General features: G+C 69.2%; 16 protein-coding genes. 7 read left to right on the forward strand and 9 right to left on the reverse strand.

Annotated features, from left to right (window positions below):
• Positions 1–8: 8 nt before the first annotated feature.
• From C8D81_RS03265 to C8D81_RS03275, 3 genes are read right to left on the reverse strand one after another with little or no spacing between them, the layout of a single operon-like run.
• Positions 9–1028: a D-2-hydroxyacid dehydrogenase gene (locus tag C8D81_RS03265; RefSeq protein WP_094406211.1), complete on the reverse strand. Its 1020-nt coding sequence runs from the start codon at positions 1026–1028 to the stop codon at positions 9–11.
• Positions 1025–2242: a mandelate racemase/muconate lactonizing enzyme family protein gene (locus tag C8D81_RS03270; RefSeq protein WP_133625543.1), complete on the reverse strand. Its 1218-nt coding sequence runs from the start codon at positions 2240–2242 to the stop codon at positions 1025–1027. The genes C8D81_RS03265 and C8D81_RS03270 overlap by 4 nt, the downstream gene beginning before the upstream one ends.
• Before the next feature lie 7 nt (positions 2243–2249).
• The gene (locus C8D81_RS03275; RefSeq protein ID WP_133625544.1) at positions 2250–4538 is read right to left on the reverse strand and encodes an exo-alpha-sialidase; all 2289 of its coding nucleotides are present in this window, start codon (positions 4536–4538) and stop codon (positions 2250–2252) included.
• A 272-nt stretch (positions 4539–4810) separates the two neighbouring features.
• On the opposite strand from C8D81_RS03275, the gene C8D81_RS03280 reads away from it, so the two are divergent.
• Together C8D81_RS03280 and C8D81_RS03285 are read left to right on the forward strand one after the other, a co-directional pair.
• On the forward strand, positions 4811–7711 hold the full coding sequence (locus C8D81_RS03280) for an aconitate hydratase (protein WP_094358186.1): 2901 nt from the start codon (positions 4811–4813) through the stop codon (positions 7709–7711).
• Positions 7712–7997: 286 nt separating this feature from the next.
• A complete protein-coding gene (locus C8D81_RS03285; protein WP_208109084.1) occupies positions 7998–10514 on the forward strand; it encodes an ATP-dependent Clp protease ATP-binding subunit in 2517 nt (838 codons plus the stop codon).
• Between the two features lie 112 nt (positions 10515–10626).
• On the opposite strand, the gene C8D81_RS03290 is transcribed toward C8D81_RS03285, so the two are convergent.
• Positions 10627–11064: an HIT family protein gene (locus C8D81_RS03290; RefSeq protein ID WP_094406217.1), complete on the reverse strand. Its 438-nt coding sequence runs from the start codon at positions 11062–11064 to the stop codon at positions 10627–10629.
• 84 nt (positions 11065–11148) lie between these two features.
• Here C8D81_RS03290 and C8D81_RS03295 point away from each other — a divergent pair, with 84 nt between their 5' ends.
• Positions 11149–11523, forward strand: a complete 375-nt coding sequence (locus tag C8D81_RS03295; RefSeq protein WP_094358192.1) for a hypothetical protein — start codon at positions 11149–11151, stop codon at positions 11521–11523.
• Here the strand turns inward: C8D81_RS03295 and C8D81_RS03300 are convergent.
• Positions 11507–11869 (reverse strand): GatB/YqeY domain-containing protein, encoded by a 363-nt coding sequence (locus C8D81_RS03300; protein WP_094399955.1) that lies wholly within the window; start codon positions 11867–11869, stop codon positions 11507–11509. The two genes, C8D81_RS03295 and C8D81_RS03300, sit on opposite strands and share 17 nt — an antisense overlap.
• A 178-nt stretch (positions 11870–12047) precedes the next feature.
• Here C8D81_RS03300 and dxs point away from each other — a divergent pair, with 178 nt between their 5' ends.
• Positions 12048–13961 carry a 1-deoxy-D-xylulose-5-phosphate synthase gene (dxs, locus tag C8D81_RS03305; protein ID WP_133625545.1) on the forward strand — a complete coding sequence of 638 codons (1914 nt, stop codon included), beginning with the start codon at positions 12048–12050 and terminating at the stop codon, positions 13959–13961.
• Between the two features lie 131 nt (positions 13962–14092).
• Here dxs and C8D81_RS03310 read toward each other — a convergent pair whose 3' ends face one another.
• From C8D81_RS03310 to C8D81_RS03325, 4 genes are all read right to left on the reverse strand, one after another.
• On the reverse strand, positions 14093–16234 hold the full coding sequence (locus tag C8D81_RS03310; RefSeq protein WP_324614812.1) for a 3-hydroxyacyl-CoA dehydrogenase NAD-binding domain-containing protein: 2142 nt from the start codon (positions 16232–16234) through the stop codon (positions 14093–14095).
• Complete coding sequence (locus C8D81_RS03315; RefSeq protein ID WP_176455600.1) at positions 16231–17430, reverse strand: thiolase family protein; 1200 nt, start codon at positions 17428–17430, stop codon at positions 16231–16233. Before C8D81_RS03315 ends, C8D81_RS03310 begins: the two co-directional genes overlap by 4 nt.
• Positions 17431–17647: 217 nt before the next feature.
• A complete protein-coding gene (locus tag C8D81_RS03320) occupies positions 17648–18943 on the reverse strand; it encodes an HRDC domain-containing protein (RefSeq protein ID WP_229237908.1) in 1296 nt (431 codons plus the stop codon).
• A 9-nt stretch (positions 18944–18952) separates the two neighbouring features.
• Entirely contained in the window at positions 18953–19561 is a 609-nt protein-coding gene (locus C8D81_RS03325; RefSeq protein WP_094358198.1) for a DUF3000 domain-containing protein, read from the reverse strand.
• Between the two features lie 114 nt (positions 19562–19675).
• Between C8D81_RS03325 and hemE the strand changes: the two genes are divergently transcribed.
• The 3 genes from hemE to C8D81_RS03340 are packed head-to-tail and all read left to right on the forward strand — an operon-like array spanning position 19676 to position 22490.
• Complete coding sequence (hemE, locus tag C8D81_RS03330; protein WP_133625546.1) at positions 19676–20782, forward strand: uroporphyrinogen decarboxylase; 1107 nt, start codon at positions 19676–19678, stop codon at positions 20780–20782.
• A gap of 26 nt (positions 20783–20808) precedes the next feature.
• A complete protein-coding gene (gene hemQ / locus C8D81_RS03335) occupies positions 20809–21507 on the forward strand; it encodes a hydrogen peroxide-dependent heme synthase (RefSeq protein ID WP_133625849.1) in 699 nt (232 codons plus the stop codon).
• A 38-nt stretch (positions 21508–21545) separates the two neighbouring features.
• Positions 21546–22490 carry an NADP-dependent oxidoreductase gene (locus C8D81_RS03340; RefSeq protein WP_094425078.1) on the forward strand — a complete coding sequence of 315 codons (945 nt, stop codon included), beginning with the start codon at positions 21546–21548 and terminating at the stop codon, positions 22488–22490.
• Positions 22491–22794 lie beyond the last annotated feature (304 nt).

The following is a 22794-nucleotide window of genomic DNA, read 5'->3' on the forward strand; positions in this document are numbered from 1 at the left end:
CTGACCGGTCAGCCGGCTAGGTCGGCGGGGGTGATGCGGTTCAGCAGTGGACGTCCGGCGAGCAGGCGTTCGGTGTTGCGGGCCAGCAGATCCCACAGCCGGGGCAGGAAGAAGGTGCTGTCGGAGGAGCCGGAGACGTGTGAGGTGATGATCACCCTCGGCAGCTCCCAGGTCGGGTCATCGGCGGCCATCGGGCTGCGGTAGTGCACGTCCAGGGCGGCCCCGGCCAACCGCCCCTCGGCCAGCGCGGATCGCAGCGCCTGCTCATCGACCACGCTGGCCCGGGCCGGGTTCAGCAGGTACGCGGTCGGTGGCAGGGCGCGGAACGCCGCGTCGTCGATCAGCCCGTCGGTGGTCGGTGTGGCCGGGACGGTGACCACCAGGAAGTCCAGTCCGGACAGGAAATCCGGCAGTCGGTCCAGGCCGAAGGACCGATCCGGGATCGGCACCTCCTCCGGACCGCGGTCGAGGGGGTCATAACGATCGGGCCGAAAACCGGGCGCGGATCGGGACGCGACCCACACCTCGAGCCCGAGCGCCCGGACGGTGCGGGCGACCTGCTGGCCGATGTTGCCGAAGCCGAGGATGCCGACCCGCAGCCCGCGCAGTTCGGCCTGGTGCACCGGGGAGCGGTCCCAGCGGTGTGCCTGCTGGTCGGCGAAGGTGCCCGGCAGGTCGCGGCGCAGGGCCAGCATCATCATCGCGCACCACTCGGCGATCGGGATGTCGTTGACACCGCTGGCGTTGGTCACCGCGACCGTGTCGGGTACGCCGGCGCCGATCGCCTGCCGGAACCCGGCCGACGCCAGCTGGATCCACCGCAACCGGGGGAGTTCGGTGAGATTGCTGGGCACCGAGTCTCCGCAGAATCCGGTCACGGTGTCGGCCAGCTCGGCGGGCACGGTCAGCGCACCCGGTTCGAGCAGCGCGATTCGGGTGTGCTGGGCGATGCCGCGCAACCGCTCCAGGCCGGCGGGGTCCTGGGGCAGGGCGATCACCAGCTGGTCATCGGTGCTCTCCGGACTCATGTGCGCAACACCTTCCCGGGCATGCTGACGAACTCCTCGTGCCCCTTGCGATAGGGAAAGTCTGCCAGCAGTCGATCATCGACGCGGACCCCGAACCCGGGTGCCGTCGGCGGCAGCAGCTGCCCGTTCTCGATCACGAGTTGATCACCCCACAGGCGGGTGTGCAGCGGACCGGCATCGGGCAGCAGTTCGACGATCAGGGTGTTCGCACAGGCGAAGGCGCAGTGCACGTTCTGCATCACTCCCGCGCCACCGCACCAGTTGTGCGAGGCGATCCGGGTGCCACGGGCGGCCGCATTCGCCGCCACCGTGAGGAGTTCGCTCGGGCTGAGCCAGGCGGCGTCCGGTTGCGCCACCCCGAACGCGTCCCGGTTCAGCCAGAGCGCGAACTCGGCCGCGCTGCTCAACTGCTCCCCGCCGGCGATCGGGATGCTGGTACGCCGCCGCAGCTCGGCGTACGCGTCCGGGTCGGTGTAGGGGAGCGGTTCCTCCACCAGGATCGGGTCGAACTCCTCGATCGCGCGCAGCACCCGGGTGGTCAACTCCAGATCCCACACCTCGCTGCGTCCACCGCCCATGTGGCCATCCAGCAGCAGTCCGAACTCCGGACCCAACCGGTCCCGCAGCAACCGCAGCTTCTCGACCTCCCACTCCGGTGCCGCATCCCGACCGCCGGGAACGGGCAGGTCCCGGCGGGTCTGCTGATCCATGCCACCGGTGGCCACCTTGAGCGCGGTGAAACCCGACTCGGCGTACCGTTCCGCCTTCTGCAGCAGGAACTCCGCCGGCCACGGGCTCGGACCACCGGTGGCGTACGCCGGTAGCCGTTGGTGCTGCAGTCCGCCCAGCAGTTGATAGGCGGGCACCCCCTCGGCCTTGCCGCGCAGATCCCACAGGGCCGCCTCGACGGCACCGATGGCGGCGCCCACCACCCCGACCCGGGCGGCGTATCCCAGGCAGAGTCGCATCCGCTCCCCGAGCGTCACCGGGTCGGTGCCGTCGCCCTCGGTGAGGATCGGCCGGATCAGCTCGACCACCGGATCGACCAGCTCCGGCGCGAAATAGCCGCAGTAGGTCTCCCCGATCCCGGTCAGCCCGCTGTCGCTGGTCACCCGGACCAGGGCGACGGTGCGGGTCTGTTTGGCGAAGGTGATCCAGGGATCGTTGCTGGACGGGCCGGTGAGCAGGATCGTCTCGACCGCGGTGATGCGCACCGGCTGGTCAACTCCCGGGTCTGATGACGACGTCGTCGATCAGATAGAAGCCGCCGTACTGCGCTGGGTCGCCGGTGCCGAGGTCCAGCGAACTCATCGTGGTGGCGGCACCGGCGCGTGCCGCGGTGGTGAAGGTCTGCGTGCCGATCGTGACCGTCGCCCGGTCGGCGGTCAGATCCATCGACAGCGGCAGATAGGTCCTCGTCGGCAGCGCCTCGGCGAGCTTGCCGACCTCCACCCAGGCGGACCCGTTCCAGGCCTGCAGGCTCGCCGGCTTCCCCTGCACCAGCCGGAACATCCAGGCATCGGCCCGGGCGCCGTCGACACCGGTACCGCGAACGCCGAAGGTGAACATGGCGCGGTAGTCGGAGCCGCCGAACTGCATGCTGGTCTGCACCCGCGGGCTCGGTGCGAACGGCCGGCTGATCCGGGCGTTGTCGTCGGTCCACTTGTCGAACAGCCGCAGCGCGGTCCGGCTGTGCGAACCGCCGAACTCGGCGTACGCCGGGTCGTTCGGCACATCGGTCACCCAGGTCTTGTTCGCATCGGTCCAGCCGCGTGGGATCGCGAACGGCAATTCGTTCTCGAAGGTGTCGGCGTCGGCGGTGTAGAGCTCCAGTTCGGTCAACACGGTCTCCACCCCGGGCGCGCCGGTCACCTTCACATAGCGGGCCTCCTGCGGTGCCGGCAGGTCGGTGTAGCGCAGCGCGCGGTCACTGCGGTTCACCGCGTCCAGTACCGGTGCGGACCACTGCTGGCCGTCGATCGAGAACTGCACCGTCGCCGACTGCGGTTCCCCGTGGCCGAGCATCAACCCGATCCGGTTGATCGGATAGCTGCGGTCAAGGGCCAGCACGAGCTCGCCGCCGCGATTGTCCAGCTTCGCGACCGCGTCCCGGTCGCTGAGCCCGTCGAAGGCGCCCTCGGGGCGTACCGTCGGGAACTTCTTGTCCGGCTTGGTGAACCGGCCCGAGACGGTGGCGGTCTTGTCCAGCAGCCGGGAGAGGACATCGATCCGGCCGGTACCGCCCGGGGTCACGGCGCCGACATAGGTGGCGCTCACGCCGAACTGCTCGTTGTAGGCACCGCAGCCCCAGACGTGGCACTGGTCGTAGAACAGCACCGACCGGTTCGCGCCGACCGACTCCATGGTGTTGTTGCCGCTGGTCCCGTCGTAGCGGCCGTTGTTGCCGGTCGAGGGGTAGTTGGCGAACACGGTGTCCTGGATCTGCCAGCTGCGGCCGGTGCCGTCGAAGCTGGCCAGCATCCGCACGTCGGGCCGGCCGGTGGTGAGCAGCAGGGTGCCGTTGGGCTGGAGCAGCAGGTCGGGGTAGATGCCGCGGACGACCACCCCGTCCGGGCCGATCAGCTCCTGCACCTCCGACCAGCTGCGGCCCTGGTCGTCGGAATAGGAGTAGACGAGTTTGGTCACCGGGCTGTCGGTGGTCCGGATCACCGCCAGCAACCGGCCGTCGCTGGTCCAGGACCAACCGACCTCGTTGGTGCCGACCGCGTTGGTCGCGGGGATCACCGACCGCAGGCTCCAGCTGCGGCCACCGTCGCTCGACTGCAGGATCGCCGAGCGCTGTTTGTTGGTGCCCTTGAAGACCGTGTAGATCGGCACCATCAGGGTGCCGTCGGGCAGTTCCATCACCCGGCGGTGCACCCGCAGCCCCTCCGACATCGGGCCGAGCTGGTACTCCGGCGGCATCGTCACCGGTGCATCGGTGAGCTCCCACTTCTGGCCGTCCTTGGATGTCCGCACTTTCAGGTTGGTGAAGCTGCGGGCGGCATCACCCCACTGCGGGATGAAGTCGATGGCGAGATAGCTGCCGTCGCGCAACCGGATCTCGTTGAGGGCGGTGACCGGGTAGTTGCGCTCGGTGGTCAGGAAGCTCTTGCCCGAGTCCGCGGAGTTGGAGGAGTTGATGGTGCTTTTGGCGCTGCCGACATCGGGCTGGGCCTGGGTGCTCAAGGTCACCTGCTTCTCGGTCCGCCCGTCCGGGCCGACGATCGGGAAGCTCGCCGAGGCGGGCACCGCGGCCGGGTTGCCGGGCCCCCAGTTGAAGGCGTTCCAGTGCGATCCGGTGCCGTACGCCGGCTGGTCGACCGCGGCACCCGCGCCGGTGGGCATCCGGTCGCCGACCAGGGGCAGTGAGCCACCCTGGGCCGCCGACGGGGAACTCCCCGGCGCATTCGGCGTACCGCCGGCGACAGCGGAGACCACCAGTGCGGAGGCCAGGGCGCCGGCACCGGCAGCGAGCAGCCGGATGGATGTTTCAGATCGGTGTGCCATGTCGTGAACCCCTTTGTTCGGTAGGCCCGGCCGCGGACCTGGGTACGGGGTGGGCACAGGTATGAAATGGCGTTCCAGATTGTTTCGACGCTAGGGGAGTCGATGGGTGCCGTCAAGAGGTGGGACCCCGCGGGCGGATGCGAATGTGGTGCGGCGGACAATGAGGGTGTCGCGGTATGCAACCCGGCGGAGCATGGTATCTTGACGTCAAGAGACTTCGTGGGCTCGACGGGCACACGGCACGCAGAACCAAACAGCACGGGAGCTGATCAATGAGTGTGAACAGTTTTGGAGCGAAGGCCGACCTGGAGGTCGCCGGCAAGAACTACGAGATCTTCAAGCTCGACACGGTGCCGGGCTCGGAGAGCCTGCCCTACAGCCTGAAGGTGCTGCTGGAGTGCCTGCTGCGGACCGAGGACGGTGCGAACATCACCGCCGACGACATCCGCGCCCTCGGCGACTGGGATCCGAACGCCCGGCCGGACAAGGAGATCCAGTTCACCCCCGCGCGGGTGATCATGCAGGACTTCACCGGTGTGCCCTGCATCGTCGACCTGGCCACCATGCGGGAGGCGATCGCCGACCTCGGTGGCGACCCCGCGAAGGTGAACCCGCTGTCGCCGGCGGAGATGGTGATCGACCACTCGGTGATCGTGGACTTCTTCGGCACCCCCGACTCCTTCCGCCGCAACGTCGACGTGGAGTACGAGCGCAACCGGGAGCGGTACCAGTTCCTGCGCTGGGGCCAGACCGCCTTCGACGACTTCAAGGTCGTCCCGCCCGGCACCGGCATCGTGCACCAGGTCAACATCGAGAACCTGGCCCGCGTGGTGTTCCCGCGTGAGGTCACCAACGCCGACGGCCAGACCGTGCTGCAGGCGTACCCCGACACCTGTGTCGGCACCGACTCGCACACCACCATGGTCAACGGCCTGGGCGTGGTCGGCTGGGGTGTCGGTGGCATCGAGGCCGAGGCCGCGATGCTCGGCCAGCCGGTGTCGATGCTGATCCCGCGGGTCGTCGGCTTCAAGCTGTCCGGTGCGCTGCGCGACGGCGTCACCGCCACCGACCTGGTGCTGACCATCACCGAGATGCTGCGCCAGCACAAGGTGGTCGGCAAGTTCGTCGAGTTCTACGGCCCCGGCGTCTCCGAGGTGCCGCTGGCCAACCGCGCCACCATCGGCAACATGAGCCCGGAGTACGGCTCCACGATCGCGGTCTTCCCGATCGACTCGCTGACCACCGACTACCTGCGGCTCACCGGCCGCTCCGAGGAGCAGATCCAGCTCGTCGAGGCGTACGCCAAGGCGCAGGGTCTGTGGCACGACGACGAGCGCGAGCCGCGCTACTCCGAGCACCTGGAGCTCGATCTGTCCACCGTGCAGCCCTCGATCGCCGGCCCGAAGCGGCCGCAGGATCGCGTACTGCTCGCCAATGCCAAGAAGCAGTTCCGCTCCGATGTGAAGGACTACGCGTCCGAGTCCAAGCTGGACCCCACCGACGAGGCGGCCGCCGAGTCCTTCCCGGCCTCCGATTCGCCGGCGGCCCCGGACCCGGCACTCGACGAGCCGGTCGGTACGCCGCAGGTGAGCCTGCTGGACAAGGCGAAGGGGCTGGTCTCCGAGGTCGCCGAGAAGGTCAGCGAGACCGTCTCCGATGTCGCCCAGCAGGTGCACCCGACCCGACCCAGCAAGCCGGTGGGGGTCACCCTGTCGACCGGTGAGAACTTCGAACTCGACCATGGTTCGGTCACGGTCGCCGCGATCACCTCCTGCACCAACACCTCGAACCCGAGTGTGATGATCGCCGCCGGCCTGGTGGCGAAGAAGGCGGTCGAGAAGGGCCTGACCCGCAAGCCGTGGGTGAAGACCTCGCTCGCCCCGGGCTCCAAGGTGGTCACCGACTACTACGAGAAGGCGGGCCTGCAGACCTACCTGGACAAGATCGGGTTCGACCTGGTCGGTTACGGCTGCACCACCTGCATCGGCAACTCCGGGCCGCTGATCCCGGAGGTCTCCCAGGCGATCAACGACAACGACCTGGCCGTCACCGCGGTGCTGTCCGGCAACCGCAACTTCGAGGGCCGGATCTCGCCCGATGTGAAGATGAACTACCTCGCCAGCCCGCCGCTGGTCGTGGTGTACGCGCTGGCCGGCACGATGGACATCGACCTCGACTCCGAGCCGCTGGGCCAGGACGAACAGGGCAACGATGTGTACATGAAGGACATCTGGCCGACCACCGCCGAGATCGAGGGACTGGTCAACACCTCGATCAACGCCGACATGTTCGCCAGCCGGTACGCCGACGTGTTCGCCGGCGACGACCAGTGGCGCGAGCTGCCCACCCCGGAGGGCAAGACCTTCGAGTGGGACGACGAGTCGACCTACGTGCGCAAGCCGCCGTACTTCGACGACATGCCGGCCAACCCGGAGCCCGTCGGTGACATCACCGGCGCCCGGGTGCTGCTCAAGCTCGGCGACTCGGTGACCACCGACCACATCTCGCCGGCCGGCGCGATCAAGGCCGACACCCCCGCCGGTCAGTACCTGATGAGCAAGGGGGTGGATCGCAAGAACTTCAACTCCTACGGCTCGCGGCGTGGCAACCACGAGGTGATGATGCGGGGCACCTTCGCCAACATTCGGCTCCGCAACCAGATCGCCGAGGGCACCGAGGGTGGCTACACCCGCGACTTCACCCAGGCCGACGGCCCGGTGACCTTCGTCTACGACGCCTCGGTCAACTACCAGAAGCAGGGCACCCCGCTGGTCGTGCTCGGCGGCAAGGAGTACGGCTCCGGGTCCTCGCGCGACTGGGCCGCCAAGGGCTCGGCGCTGCTCGGCATCAAGGCCGTCATCACCGAGAGCTTCGAGCGGATCCACCGCTCGAACCTGATCGGCATGGGCGTCCTGCCGCTGCAGTTCCCCGAGGGCGATTCGGCCGAGTCGCTCGGTCTCACCGGTGAAGAGACCTTCGACATCACCGGCATCGCCGAGCTGAACGAGGGGCGTACGCCGGAAACGATGCACGTCAAGGCCACCGCCCCCGACGGCAAGGTGACCGAGTTCGACGCGGTCGTCCGCATCGACACCCCGGGGGAGCGCGAATACTACCTCAACGGCGGCATCCTGCAGTACGTGCTGCGCCACATGGCCCAGCGCGCCGCCTGACACACGCTCCTCGAGCAGCTCGCGCAGCGAGCGTGTCGAGAGGGAGCCCCATCGGGGCCCGGGAGATCACCCTCCCGGGCCCCGATCGCATTCCCGGACCCCTTCCCTGAGCGCGATCGGCTCAACCCACGGCCCCCGGACCGGTTGTGTGTTGGGGCTTGTCAGCGCGGACCCGGGTGCGCAACGGTGTGGGGACGGCGTACCCCCGCCGCAACAAATCGACACCGACAGGAAGTGCGTGCAGATGTCTCAGTGGCCCCTTGGTTCTGGATCCCCTTTCGATGACATGTTCAACCGCTTCTTCGGGCAGGCGTCGGGGCAGCAGCCCCCGGTGCAACGGGTCGACGTGAACCGGTTGCTCACCGACGACGCCCGCCGGATGCTCTCCGATGCCGTGGACGCGGCCGAGGAGCGCAACAACCCCGAGGTCACCCCGGAGCACCTGCTCTATGCGGCCGCCTCGGAGGATCCCGCCCGCGGGATGCTCACCACGCTCGGTCTCGACCCGGATTCGGTGGCCGCGCAGATGGCCGACCTGCTCGAACAGCTGCCGACCGGTGCTGACGAACCGCGGCTCGGCCCGCGCCTGCGCGCCGCGATCCGGGTCGCCCAGCAGCAGGCCGCCGAGTCCGGGACCGGCTACATCGGCCCGGTGCAGCTGCTCGTCGGGATCGCGGCCAACCGCGAGAACCCCGGCTCGAAACTGCTCACCCAGGCCATCCAGGATCCCGGCCGTGGGCAGTCCGGCCAGCCGGGTCAGGGCGGCCAGTCCGACAGCGACACCCCGACCCTGGACGAGTTCGGCCGCGACATGACCGCCGACGCCCGCGCCGGCAAACTCGACCCCGTCGTCGGCCGCGATCAGGAGATCGAGGAGACCGTCGAGGTGCTCTCGCGGCGCCGCAAGAACAACCCGGTGCTGATCGGCGATCCCGGTGTCGGCAAGACCGCGATCGTCGAGGGCATCGCCCAACGCATCGTCAACAACGACGTCGCCAGCTCGCTGGCCAACCGGAAGGTGATCGCGCTCGACCTGGGCGCCCTGGTCGCCGGCTCGAAGTATCGCGGTGAGTTCGAGGAACGGCTCAAGAAGGTGCTCGACGAGGTCAAGGAGCACTCCGACGAGATCATCCTGTTCATCGACGAGCTGCACACCGTGATCGGCGCCGGGTCCGGCGGCGAGGGCGCGATGGATGCGGCCAACCTGCTCAAGCCGGCGCTGGCCCGCGGCGAGCTGCACACCATCGGCGCCACCACCATCGACGAATACCGCAAGTACATCGAGAAGGACGCCGCCCTGGAGCGCCGCTTCCAGCCGGTGATGGTCTCCGAACCGAGCGTCGACGACACCATCGAGATCCTGCGCGGGCTCGCCGATGTCTACGAGACCCACCACGACGTGGTCTATGACGACGAGGCCCTGGTCGCGGCCGCCGAGCTGTCCGACCGCTACATCACCGACCGGTTCCTGCCGGACAAGGCCATCGACCTGGTCGACCAGGCCGGTGCCCGCGCCCGGCTCAAGCACAAGACCCCCGATGCCGACACCAAGGCGATGGAGGAGGAGATCGGCCGGCTGAAGCGGGAGATGGACGCCTCGGTCGCCAACGAGGACTACGCGCAGGCCGAGCAGCTGAAGAAGGAGCGCGAGCTGGCCGAGCAGAAGCTCGACCAGGTCAAGGCCGAGGAGACCCCGCACGTGGGCGTCTTCGACATCGCCGAGGTGGTCTCCCGGCGTACCGGCATCCCGGTGTCCGATCTCACTGCCGAGGAGCGCACCCGGCTGCTCGCGCTGGAGAACCTGCTGCATGAGCGGGTCATCGGGCAGGGTGAGGCGGTCACCGCGGTCGCCGAGGCGGTACGCCGCGGGCGGGCCGGCCTGTCGGATCCGAACCGGCCGCTGGGTTCGTTCCTGTTCCTCGGCCCGACCGGTGTCGGCAAGACCGAGCTGGCCAAGGCGCTCGCCGCGGCCGTCTTCGGCGACGAGGGCCGGATGATCCGCCTCGACATGAGCGAGTTCCAGGAGAAGCACACCGTCTCCCGGCTCGTCGGCGCGCCCCCCGGGTACGTCGGTTACGACGAGGGTGGTCAGCTCACCGAGCGGGTACGCCGCCAGCCCTACTCGGTGGTCCTGTTCGACGAGGTCGAGAAGGCCCACCCCGACGTGTTCAACACGCTGCTGCAGCTGCTGGACGACGGCCGGCTCACCGACTCCCAGGGGCGTACCGTCGACTTCACCCACACGATCGTGATCATGACCAGCAACCTCGGCTCGCAGCTGATCCTGAAGACCGATGACCTCAGCTCGGTCGAGCCGGAGATCCAGGAGCTGCTGCGCAGCCACTTCCGGCCGGAGTTCCTCAACCGGATCGACCAGACCGTGATCTTCCACCGGCTCACCCAGGACGAGCTGCGCGAGATCGTCGATCTGATCCTGCGCAGCACCGAGCGGTTGCTGCGGGCCCAGGACGTCGGCATCGAGGTCACCGACGAGGCCAAGGACTGGATGGTCAAGGAGGGCTTCGAGCCCGAGTTCGGTGCCCGGCCGTTGCGTCGTACCGTGCAGCAGGAGCTGGACAACCGGCTCTCCACGATGCTGCTCGGCGGCTCCCTCGGTGCCGGCGACCTGGTCACCGTCGGCGTCGCGGACGACGACCTCGACTTCTCCGTGAGCGCCGAGAAGTCAGGCGAGGACAAGGATTCCGACGACTCGGATTCCGCGAAGGCACCGGCCAAGAAGGCCGCGAAGAAGGCGCCGGCCAAGAAGACCGCCGCCAAGAAGGACGATGACAAGAAGGACTGACGTTCATCGAGTAGGCGGCCATGCGCAGCGAAGCGGAGCAATGGCCGCCGTGTCGAGATGAACCGGACCTCTCGACACGTGATCCCGGCTCCGCTTCGCGGTGCCGGGATCGCTACTCGAGGACCGTGAGCGCTTCGCGGATCAACTTCGCGTACGCCTGGGCCTCGCCCTCGGCGTACTTCACCCGCGGCCAGAAGAAACCGCGCAACCCGTCGCCCTTGGTCCTGGGCACGACGTGCACGTGCAGATGCGGGATCGACTGCGAGACGACGTTGTTGATCGCCACGAAGGTGCCCTGGCAGCCGAGCGCCTCCGGGAGCGCCGCTGCGACCCGCTGCACGGCGCCGAAGAGCACCGGGATCCGCTCGGCGGGCAGGTCGGTGAGCTGATCGACATGGGGGAGCGGGCAGACCAGGACATGGCCCTTGAACACCGGGCGGTGGTCGAGGAAGGCCACGATGTCGTCGGTCCGCAGTACCGTCTCGGCCGGTAGCTCACCGGCGGCGATCTGGCAGATCACATCGGTCGCGGGCTGCTGGGCGGGAGTCATGGACCTCATCCTGCCAGCGCCCTTGCGCAGTGTCGGACCGTCGATCTATGATCGAACATACGTACTAATCAGTGGAGGTGTTCGATGCAGACCTCGATCCATGTCCCGCCGGGCTGGCCCGATTCGGTGCGTCCACCGGGTGCTCCCGACTGGGAGGCGACCGCCGTGGCATACCTGCTGGACCGGTGCCCGGCCGACTATCGCGGTTATCCGGTGCTGCGTCGCCATCCGGTGGTGTTGGCCCGGTTCGCCGCGCAGTTCGTGGAGAGCCAGTTGCGGGCCAGCCAGGCCGGGCTGGCCGGGGTGCGCACGAGTCTGGGTGACCGGGTTTCGCCACAGGTGCTCGAGTCCGCGGCCGAGGCCTGGCAGGAGCAGACGGCTCAGCTGGTTCGGGTGCGCCGGGCCGTCGCCCTGGTGGAGGAGGCGCTGCGCGGCAAGATCTTCATCGCCCGGTTGTGAACCGGTCGAGGGCTCCACGGATCACCGCCACCTCGGCGCGCACCGGATCGGCCGCCGCACCGTGCCCCGCGCGCTCCAACTCACCGATCGAGTCGGCGCGTTCGGCCAACTCGGCCTCGACCACCGCACGCACGTCGGCATCGGTGAGTTCGCGTCGGGCCGCCTCGGCGGCGCCGACTCCGATCGCTGAGGCCTCAACCGCACCGGCCCGGGGTGCGGCGACGCCGTCGGACTCGGCGTTGTCGATCGCGCCGAGCACCGAGCGCAGCACCCGCACGGTGTCGCGATCGCGGTCGCGCATCGCCTGCCGGAGTTCGGCGCGCAGGTGGTCGCGGAGGTCGCTCATGGGCGCAGGCTAGCGATCGGCGACCCCGGACGCAGCTGGATTTCCCGCGCGGCGGCGGATCGGCGACCGACGCCCGAGTGTTTTCCCGCGGGGTCATCGTCCGGGACGACCCGGACGCCGGGCGTTTCGGACCCGGGGGTGACACGAGCTGCGGCTACCGAGCCGTAAACTGGTCGCTATGCCTCTTCTGGATCGGATCAAGGACCCGCGTGACCTCCGCGACCTGTCGCGGGCCGAGCTGGATCAGTTGGCCGGGGAGATCCGCGCCTTCCTGGTCAGCAACGTGAGCCGCACCGGTGGGCACCTCGGACCCAACCTGGGCGTGGTCGAGCTGACCATCGCCCTGCACCGGGTCTTCGACTCCCCGCACGACCCCTTCGTCTTCGACACCGGTCACCAGAGCTATGTGCACAAGATCCTGACCGGCCGCCAGGACGACTTCCCGACGCTGCGCCAGCTCGGCGGGTTGTCCGGTTATCCGTGTCGTGCCGAATCCGAACACGACTGGGTGGAGAGCTCGCACGCCTCCTCCTCGCTCTCCTGGGCCGAGGGGATGGCCAAGGGCTTCCGGTTGCAGGAGAGCAGCCGGCGGGTGATCGCGGTGATCGGTGACGGTGCGCTGACCGGTGGGATGGCCTGGGAGGCGGTCAACAACATCGCGGTCCAGCGGGACCTGCCGCTGATCATGATCGCCAACGACAACGGCCGCTCCTACACCCCGACCGTGGGCGGGCTGGCCTCGCACCTCACCGCGCTGCGCACCGACAAGCGTTACGAGCAGGGCCTGGACTTCCTGAAGCGCTCGATCAGCGGCACGCCGCTGGTGGGCCGGGCGGCGTACGAGTGGCTGCACGGGGTCAAGATCGGCCTCAAGGATGTGCTCGCCCCGCAGGGCCTGTTCGCCGATCTCGGGATGAAGTATGTCGGGCCGATCGACGGCCACGATCTGGGCGCCCTGGAGCGCGCGCTGCAGCAGGCCAAGGGCTTCGGCGGGCCGGTGATCGTGCACGTGATCACCGAGAAGGGCCGCGGTTTCAAGGCGGCCGAGGAGAACGAGGAGGACCGCTTCCACTCGATCGGCCAGATCGACGAGATCACCGGTGAACCGCTCTCGTCGAGCTCGAAGGAGAGCTGGACCGATGTGTTCTCCACCGAGCTGGTCGACATTGGCCGGGAGCGTCCCGATGTGGTCGCGGTGACCGCGGCGATGCTCTATCCGACCGGGTTGCACCGTTTCGCGGCGGCGTTCCCCGATCGCACCTTCGACGTCGGGATCGCCGAGCAGCACGCACTCACCTCGGCCGCGGGGCTGTCGGCGACCGGGCTGCACCCGGTGATCGGGCTCTATTCGACCTTCCTGAACCGCGCCTTCGACCAGCTGCTGATGGATGTCGCGCTGCACTCCGAGAGCGTGACGCTGGTGCTGGACCGTGCGGGGATCACCGGCACCGACGGCCCCAGCCACAACGGGATGTGGGACTCATCGATCCTGTCCATGGTCCCCGGCCTCTGGCTGACCGCACCCCGCGACGGCACCCGGCTGCGGGAGGCGCTGCGCCGGGCGGTCGAGATCGAGGGCGCACCGAGTGTGATCCGCTACTCCAAGGACAAGATGCCCGCCGACATCGAGGCGGTCCGCCACCTCGACGGTGTGGACGTGCTCTCCGAGTCCGAGCGGCCCGAGGTGCTGGTGGTCGCCCACGGCCAGTTCGCCGGGATGGGCATGGAGGTCGGGGAGCGGCTCAGCCAGCAGGGGATCGGGGTCACCGTCGTCGACCCGCTCTGGGCGCTGCCGGTGAACCCGGCGCTGATCGAGCTGGCGCGGGCGCACCAGTTGGTGATCACCCTGGAGGACTCCGGCCTGGTCGGCGGACTGGGCTCCCGGCTCTCCCAGGAGCTGCGCGCCAACGACGTCTGGGTGCCGCTGCGCGAGTTCGCCATCCGGCAGGAGTTCCTGGACCCGGGCTCCCGCTCCGAGGTGCTCGAGGACCTCGGGCTCACCTCCCAGCAGGTCGCCCGGTACGCGGTGGAGTTCGTCGCCCGCGCCACCGATCAGCCGGTCGCCGGCACCAGTGAGCGCTCCGAGCACTGACCCGGGCTGCGGGGCCACGCCCCTGAACCGGAACGATCCATCGAACCCTGGGTCCATCCATCGCGTGCTGGAGCACGCGATGGATGGACGGTGGGTTCGATGGATCGCTTCGGGCTTCCGAGATCCGCGGATCAGGCTGGCAGGCTGGCCACTCCCGGCGGCAGGAATCGCTTGCCACGCACGGCTTCCGAGGCACCGCGACGGTCCAGGTAGGGGGTGATGCCCCCGTCGTGGAACGGCCAGCCGGCACCCAGGATCAGGCACAGGTCGATGTCCATCGGCGCAGCGACGACCTGCTCGTCGAGCATCAGCCCGATCTCGGTCGCCAGGGCCTTCTCGCACCGATCCAGCACCTGTTCCGGCGTGCTCGGGGCATCACCCTGCACCAGGGCGGCCCGACCCGCGTCGGTGACGAACGGGCGGCCCTTCTCGTCCCGGTCATAGACCCCGGGCAGCTTCTGCTCGACGATCTGCTGCAGCGACTTCGAGACCGGGAACCGCTCGTCGCCGAAGGCGTCGTTGAGGGTCTCGTTGACGTGCAGCGCGACGGCCGGGCCGACCAGTTGCAACAGCGTGAACGGGGTCATCGGCAGACCCATCGGCGCCAGCGCGGTATCGGCCACCTCGATCGGGGTGCCCTCGTCCACACAGGCGAAGACCTCGCTCATCAGCCGCAGCAGGATCCGGTTGGCGACGAACGCCGGGGCATCCTTCACCAGCACCGCGTTCTTCCGCAATCCCTTCGCCACAACGAAAGCCGTGGCCAAGGTGGCCTCGTCGGTCTGCTCGCCGCGGATGATCTCCAGCAGTGGCAGCACCGCGACCGGGTTGAAGAAGTGGAAGCCCACCACCCGCTCCGGATGCTGCAGCCCCGAGGCCATCTCGCTCACCGACAGCGAGGAGGTGTTGGTGGCCAGGATGCAGTCGGGACGGACGTGCTGTTCGAGCGCGCCGAACACCTGCTGCTTGACCCCCATCTCCTCGAAGACGGCCTCGATCACGAAGTCGCAGTCGGCGAAGTCGGCCTGATCGGTGGTGCCGGTGACCAGCGCCTTCAGCCCGTTCGCCTTGTCGGGGGAGATCCGCTTCTTGGCGAGCAGCTTGTCGATCTCGGCGTGGACGTAGCCGACGCCCTTGTCCACCCGGGCCTGATCGAGGTCGCTCATCACCACCGGTACACCGAGCCGGCGGCCGAACAGCAGCGCGAGCTGGGAGGCCATCAGCCCGGCACCGACGATGCCGACCTTGGTGACCTTGCGGGCCAGCTCCTTGTCCGGGGCACCGGCCGGCCGCTTGGCGCGCTTGTTGACCAGGTCGAAGGCATAGAGGGAGGCCCGGTGCTCATCGGTCATCACCAGATCGGCGAGCCCCTGGTCCTCCAGCAGGTACGCCTCCTCGCGGGTCGCGGTGCGCGCGGCGGCCAGGCAGTCCAGCGCCCGGTAGGGCGCGGGCGCCGCACCGGAGACCTTGCTGTCGGCGTACTTCTTGCCGGCCTTGATGGCCGCCGCCCAGGTCTCCTCGGAGCGATCGATCTCGGGGCGGTCGAGGGTCACCTCGCCCTTGACCACGCCGGCCATCCAGTCGATCGAACGGGCCAGATAGTCGGCACCGTCGAACATCGCGTCGGCGAGCCCGATCTGGAAGGCCTGCTGACCGCCGAGCATCTTGTTCTGGTTCATCGAGTTCTCGATGACCAGCTTCACCGCGGTGTCGATTCCGACCAGATTCGGCGCCAGCCAGGTACCACCCCAGCCGGGCAGGATGCCGAGAAACACTTCCGGGAAAGCGATTCCGGCCGCCGTGCTGTTCACCGTCCGGTACTGGCAGCTGAGCACGATCTCCAGTCCGCCGCCGAGCGCCAGCCCGTTGATGAAGGCGAAGGTGGGGATCTTCGAGTTGGCCAGCTTGTGGAAGGTGCCGTGACCGATCCGGGCCACATCGAGGGCCTGCTCGTGCTCGGTGATCTTGCTGATCAGCGACAGGTCGGCGCCGGCGGCGGTGATGAAGGGCTTGCCGGTGATGGCGATCGCGACGATGTCGTCACGGGCCTGCACCTCATCCAGCACCCGGCTCAGCTCGCGCAGGGTGCCCGGGCCGAGGGTGGAGGGCCGGGTGTGATCGAGTCCGTTGTCCAGGGTGATCAGCACCGCCTTGCCGGCGCCGCGCGGCAGCTCGATGTCGCGGGCCAGCGAGTGGGTGATCACCTCGCCCTCGGTCACCTTCGCGGTGCGTTCCAGGATCGCGTCGAAGTCGTCGTACATGGTGTCGGTCACTTCACATTCCCTTCCCAGGCGGGGTTCTCCCAGATCACGGTGCCGCCCATGCCCAGGCCGATGCACATCGTGGTGATGCCGTACCGCACCTGCGGACGGTCCCGGAACTGGCGGGCCAGCTGGATCATCAGGCGTACGCCGGAGGAGGCCAGCGGGTGACCGATGGCGATCGCACCGCCGTAGGGGTTGACCCGCTCATCGGTCTGCTCGATGCCGAAGTGGTCCAGGAAGGCGAGCACCTGGACCGCGAACGCCTCGTTGATCTCGAAGGCGCCGATGTCGTCGATGCTCAACCCGGCGCGTTCCAGCGCCTTCTCGGTGGCCGGGACCGGGCCGACGCCCATCACGGCGGGATCGACACCGGCGAAGGCGAATCCGACCATCTTCATCGCCACCGGCAGGCCGAGCTCCTCGGCGGTGTCGGCGGAGGCGAGCAGGCAGGCGGTGGCGCCGTCGTTGAGGCCTGCGGCATTGCCCGGGGTGACGTGGCCGTGCGGGCGGAACGGGGTCTTCAGCTCCGCCAGCGCCTCCATGGTGGTGCCCGGACGCGGCGGCTCGTCGGCGGTGGCCAGGCCCCAGCCGAGCTCGGTGGAGCGGACCCCCACCGGGACGAGCGCCTCGGGAATGATCCCGTCGGCGTACGCCTGGGCGACGCGCTGCTGGCTCTGCACGGCGTACTCGTCACACCGTTCCTTGGTGATCGCGGGGAACCGGTCGTGCAGGTTCTCGGCGGTCTTTCCCATCACCAGCGCGGATTCATCGACGATCTTCTCGGCGATGAAGCGCGGGTTCGGATCGGCGCCCTCACCCATCGGGTGGTGGCCCATGTGCTCGACACCGCCGGCGATCACCACGTCGTAGGCACCGACGCCGATCCCGGAACCGGTGGTGGTGACGGCGGTCATCGCACCGGCGCACATCCGGTCGATGGCGAAACCGGGCACCGAACGCGGCAGTCCGGACAGCAGCGCGGCGCTGCGTCCGATGGTCAGGCCCTGGTCACCGGTCTGGGTGGTGGCCGCGATGGCCACCTCATCGATGCGCTCGGGCGGAAGTTCGGGGTGGCGCCGCAGCAGTTCGCGGATGCAGTGCACCACCAGGTCGTCGGCCCGGGTCTCGGCATAGAGCGAGCCGGCCTTCCCGAAGGGGGTTCGTACGCCGTCGACGAAGACGACGTCGCGGATCTCACGTGACATGGCCGCCACGTTACCCGCTAGTAACTAAGTTGGCGAGCCCCCTCACGAAGATGTCAGGGGTTATGCACGCTGCGATGGAGAAACACTGTGTGATCGGCCGCAAGAGTTCGGGAGGGCGGCGTGGACGTGGCTTCGACTCGGTCGTTCCTCCCTCGCTCAGCCGACGTGGGGGAGGACTCGCTCGCTCAGCCAGCGGGGGAGAACGCGCGAGCCGACATCAAAGAGCGGCGGTGAGCGGCGCGACGACGAGTTCGCGCTGCCAGGGTCGGGCGCCGAGATCGGCGAGGAAGGCATCCACCGTCGGCTCGTCGGCCGGGGTGGGCGGTTGCCAGGCGAGCCGGCGCCAGTACTCGGGGGTGCAGATGTTCTCCGCCGGCACGTCGTACTTCTCCGACAGCTCGGTCATCACCGCTCGCATCCGCTGGTGCCGGGCGAAGGCCTCCGGATCACGGCCCTCCCAGGAGCGCGGCGGGGGCGGTGCATCCGAGGCGAGGTGCACCGGCGGCAGCTGCGCCTTGGGCAGCGCCTGCGCCCGCTCCAGGGCCGCCAGCCAGTTGGTCTCGTACCGCTTCGCCGACCGGCGCTGGAAACCGGCCACCGCGTGCAGATCCCGGCGGCCGGGATGGGGCCGGGCGGCCAACTCGGCGAGTGCCTTGTCCGGCACGATCCGCCCCGGTGCCTTGTCCAACCGGCGGGCGATCTCGTCGCGGGCCGACCAGAGCTCGCGCAGGGCGGCCAACCCGGCGGCCGTGCGGACGGCGTGGATGCCGGAGGTGCGCCGCCAGGGATCGGTACGCCGCAGCGGCGGCAGCGCGGCGCGCTGCGCCAGGTGTGCGAACTCCTGCGCCGCCCAGTCGGCCTTCCCCGCGGCGGCCAGTTCCTCGGCCTGCCGGTCGCGCAGCTCGATCAGCAGCTCGACGTCCAGGGCCGCATAGGTCAGCCAGTCGGCGGGCAGCGGCCGGGTGGACCAGTCGGCGGCCGAGTGCTCCTTGAGCAGCTTCAGCCCGAAGTAGTGCTCGATCAGCGCACCCAGCCCGACCCTCGGGAAGCCGAGCAACCGGCCGGCCAGCTCGGTGTCGAACAACCGGGTCGGGATCAACCCGAGCTCGGCCAGGCAGGGGGTGTCCTGGGTCGCGGCGTGAATGATCCACTCGGCGTCCTGGATGGGCGCGGCCAGGTCGCGCAGGTCGGCGAGCGCGATGCCGTCGGGGGAGAGCGCGAGCGGGTCCAGCAGCAGGGTGCCGGCCCCGGCCCGCCGGAACTGCAGCAGATAGGCCCGGGCGCTGTAGCGATAACCGTGGGCCCGTTCGGCGTCCACCGCGATCGGCCCGGTGGCGCTGGCCAGGGCGTCGATGGTGGCCTCGAGGGCGGCCGCATCGGCGACCACTGGTGGCACCGGGTCGGCGGGAGCGGCGAGCACCGGCAGCTCGGGAGCCTCCGGGACCGTTGGCGCCTCGGTCACCTCAGCAGCCGGCTGATCCGGGCTGGCTGGGGACACTGACTGGCGCTGCACGGTCGCAGACTACCGGCTGCGGCGGGCGGCGCCACCGCGCCGAGACGGCATCATCACCACACCGCTGGGCACCGGTGGCAGCCCGGCGACGGTGCACAGCAGATCGGACCAGGCCGCCAGTTGGGCCTCGATCCCCGAGCCGTCGGCGGCCAGGATCGGCGTCCACGAGGCGCGGATCTCCAGTTCGGCCTTGCCCGGGTCGTCGGACATCGCACCGAAGGTCTCGCTGTTCACCGAGGTCACGGTGCCGCTCGGCGCGGCGTGGTCGGCGCCGTGCCCGGCCAACGCATCGGTCAGCCAGGACCAGCCGACGCTCGGCAGCAGCGGATCGGTGACCATCTCGGTCTCGATCTCGGCGCGGACGTAGCTCACCAGGCGGAAATCACCCTGCCAGGAGTCGTTGCCCGCCGGATCGTGCAACAGCACCAACCGCCCGTTGCCGAGCTCGTCCTCATCGATCACCACATCGGCGGTCAGCGCCACCGAGAAGGGCGCGATGCGTTGCGGCGCGGGGATCTCCTCGACCTGGATCTCGGCGCGCCATGGGTATCCGCTGATCCCCGCGACGGCCGCACGGAACGGCTCGGGAAGCGGAAGTTGGTTCTTGCTGGCGGCCACCCCCCGAGCCTAGGCAATCCGGCCGCCGAGGAGGCGTACCGACGCGCCGATGTCAAACCGGGATCCCCCGAGACGGTGACGCATGGTCAGTGCGGGGCGTGGGAGGATGGTGGGGTGATCGAACAACCCGCCTCCTCGTCCTCGGATCTGGTCAACGCCGCTCGCGGAGTGCAGGGGGATCACCTGCCGGTCTGGTTCATGCGGCAGGCCGGGCGTTCGCTCCCCGAATACCGGGAGGTACGCGCGGGCAGCACCATGCTCGAGGCCTGTTTCGACCCGGAGCTGGTCCGCGAGATCACCCTCCAGCCGGTACGCCGGCACGACGTCGATGCGGCGGTGTTCTATTCCGACATCATGGTCCCGCTGAAGGCGGCCGGCGTCGACCTGGACATCGTGCCCGGTACCGGGCCGCAGATCGCCGACCCGATCCGGACCCGCGACCAGGTCGCGGCGCTGCCGGCGCTCGATCCGGCCGCGCTGGAGCCGATCCGGCAGGGTGCGGAGCTGGTGGTCGCCGGGCTGGGCGGCCCGGATGCGGCCAAGGCGCTGATCGGTTTCGCCGGTGCGCCGTTCACGCTGGCGAGCTATCTGGTCGAGGGCGGGCCGAGCAAGGACTATGCGAAGACCAAGTCGCTGATGGTCGGGGAACCGGAGCTGTGGCACGAGCTGTGCGCCAAGCTCGCGCAGATCTCGGCGGTCTTCCTGCAGGTGCAGGTCGAGGCCGGTGCCCGGGTGGTGCAGCTCTTCGATTCCTGGGCGGGTGCGCTGTCGGCCAGCGACTACCGCGAATACGTGCTGCCGCATTCGGCGGCGGTGCTCGCCGAGGTCGGCCGGCTCGGCGTACCGCGGATCCACTTCGGGGTGGGCACCGGGGAGCTGCTGCCGCTGATCGGTGAGGCCGGTGCCGAGGTGGTCGGCATCGACTGGCGGATCCCGCTCGATGAGGCCAGCCGGCGGCTCGGTGGCCGATACGCCGTCCAGGGCAATCTCGATCCCGCGCTGCTCGGCGCGCCGTGGCCGGTGCTGGCCGATCGGGTACGCCGGGTGGTGCGCGAGGGCGCGGCGGCACCCGGCCACATCTTCAATCTTGGCCACGGCGTACCGCCGACGGCCGATCCCACGGTGCTCACCCGGATCACCGAACTGGTGCACACCGAGGGACCCCAGCTGCGCGCCGAGGTGCGCGCCGACCAGCAGCAGATGCAGGAGGTAAGCCAGTGACACTCAAGGCCCGCGACATCAACCAGATGCAGCGCTACACGATGTGGTCGGTGTTCCGCCGCAACCCCGAGGCTGCTGCCTCCGGTCCCGGGACCGAGGCGGAAACCCTTGCTCAGCAAGCGATTGCGGCGGTCGAGGCGGCCACCGAGGGTGAGGATCTGGTGATCCGTGGCTGGTACGACGTGGCCGGCCTGCGGGCGGATGCGGATCTGATGGTGTGGTGGCACGCGCCGGACTACGAGACCCTGCAACAGGCGTACCACGCCTTCCGCGCCAGCGAACTCGGCCGCACCCTGGAACCGGTCTGGTCGCAGCTGGCCGTGCACCGCCCGGCGGAGTTCAACAAGTCGCACGTGCCGGCGTTCATGGCCGACGAGCGGGTACGTGACCACCTGGTGGTGTACCCGTTCGTGCGTTCCTACGAGTGGTATCTGCTGCCCGATGAGGAGCGGCGTGCGCTGCTGGTCGAGCACGGCACCCTCGGGCGCGGCTATCCCGATGTGCGCGCGAACACGATGCCGGCGTTCGCGCTCGGGGACTACGAGTGGATCCTGGCCTTCGAGGCCGACGAGATGGGCCGGATCGTGGACCTGATGCGTGACCTGCGCGCCTCGGAGACCAGGCGGCACGTCCGGGTGGAGATCCCCTTCTATTCCGGCCGCCGGCGCGAGCTGGTGGACCTGGTCCGGGCCTGGCAGGGATCGGTCCTTTCCAAGCAGGCTTAGATTCTTCGGCAGATTCGAGCAGGCGAGAGGAGCAGGTGATGAGGCAGGCGCGCATCGATCGGTTCGGCGGTCCCGAGGAGCTCTATCTGACCACCGAGGCCGAGATCCCCGAGCCGGGGCCCGGTGAGGTGCAGGTGAAGGTCCGGGCCGCCGGGACCAATCCACTGGACTACAAGATCCGCGACGGCTCCTCGGGATTGGCGAAGAAGCTCACCGAGGCCGATTTCCCGCTCGTGCTGGGCCGCGAGTGCAGCGGCACCGTGACCGCCGTCGGTGACGGGGTCGAGGGATTCGGGGTCGGCGACCAGGTCTTCGGGATGCCGCCGCTCAGCCACCCCGGCCGTTGCTACGCCGAATACGTCACGCTGCCGGCGGATGCGATGGTGCCCGTCCCCGAGGGGGCCGATCCGGTGGTGCTCGGCGGGACCGCGCTGGTCGCGCTGACCGCGTGGATCGCCACGCACGAGCTGGGCAAGGTGCAGGCTGGGGAGACGGTGCTGGTGCACGGCGGTACCGGCGGGGTGGGCCAGCTCGTCGTCCAGCTCGCCAAGCAGGCCGGTGCCGAGGTGTGGGCGACGGCGTCGACCCGCAACCAGGACCGGCTCGCCGAACTCGGTGCCCATCCGATCGACTACACCAAACAGGATTTCCGCGAGGTGGCGCCGAAGGCCGACCTGATCGTGGACGGGGTCTATTTCGACACCTATCTGCCGAGCCTGGACCACCTCACCGACAAGGGACGGATCGTCTCCCTGCCGACGCTGACCGACAAGACGCCCGCCGAGGAGCGCGGCATCCCGGTGTTCGTGCCGATGGCGCGGCCACTGCCGGCCGAGTTGGCGCAGATGGCGGCCGACATCGCCGCCGGGAAGCTGTCGGTGGAGGTGTCGGAGGTGCTGCCGCTGGAGCGGGTCGCCGAGGCGCACGAGCAGCTGCAGTCCGGGCACACCCGCGGCAAGATCGTGCTCGACCTCGACGCCTGAGCCCACGTACCTCGAGTAGCAATCCGGGTAAGGCGAAGCCGAACCCGGATTGTGTGTCGAGAGGTACTCACGCTCATCGAGTAGCCCGGCATGCGTAGCGAAGCGGAGCAATGCCGGGCGTGCCGAGATGAGACCTTCACGCTGGCTGAGCGAGCGAGGTACGAGCGATCGATCTTGCACCCGTTCGGTCGACCTTGCACCCAGTTCACGCCCAAGGACCGGGTGCACATTGGACAGATTGGGTGCAAGATCGCCGCTGACCCGTGGCGAACCGTCCAGATCGCCCGGCCACTCGACCACCGAG

The sequence above is a fragment of the Enemella evansiae genome (assembly GCF_004362375.1).
Taxonomy (GTDB): Bacteria; Actinomycetota; Actinomycetes; order Propionibacteriales; family Propionibacteriaceae; genus Enemella; species Enemella evansiae.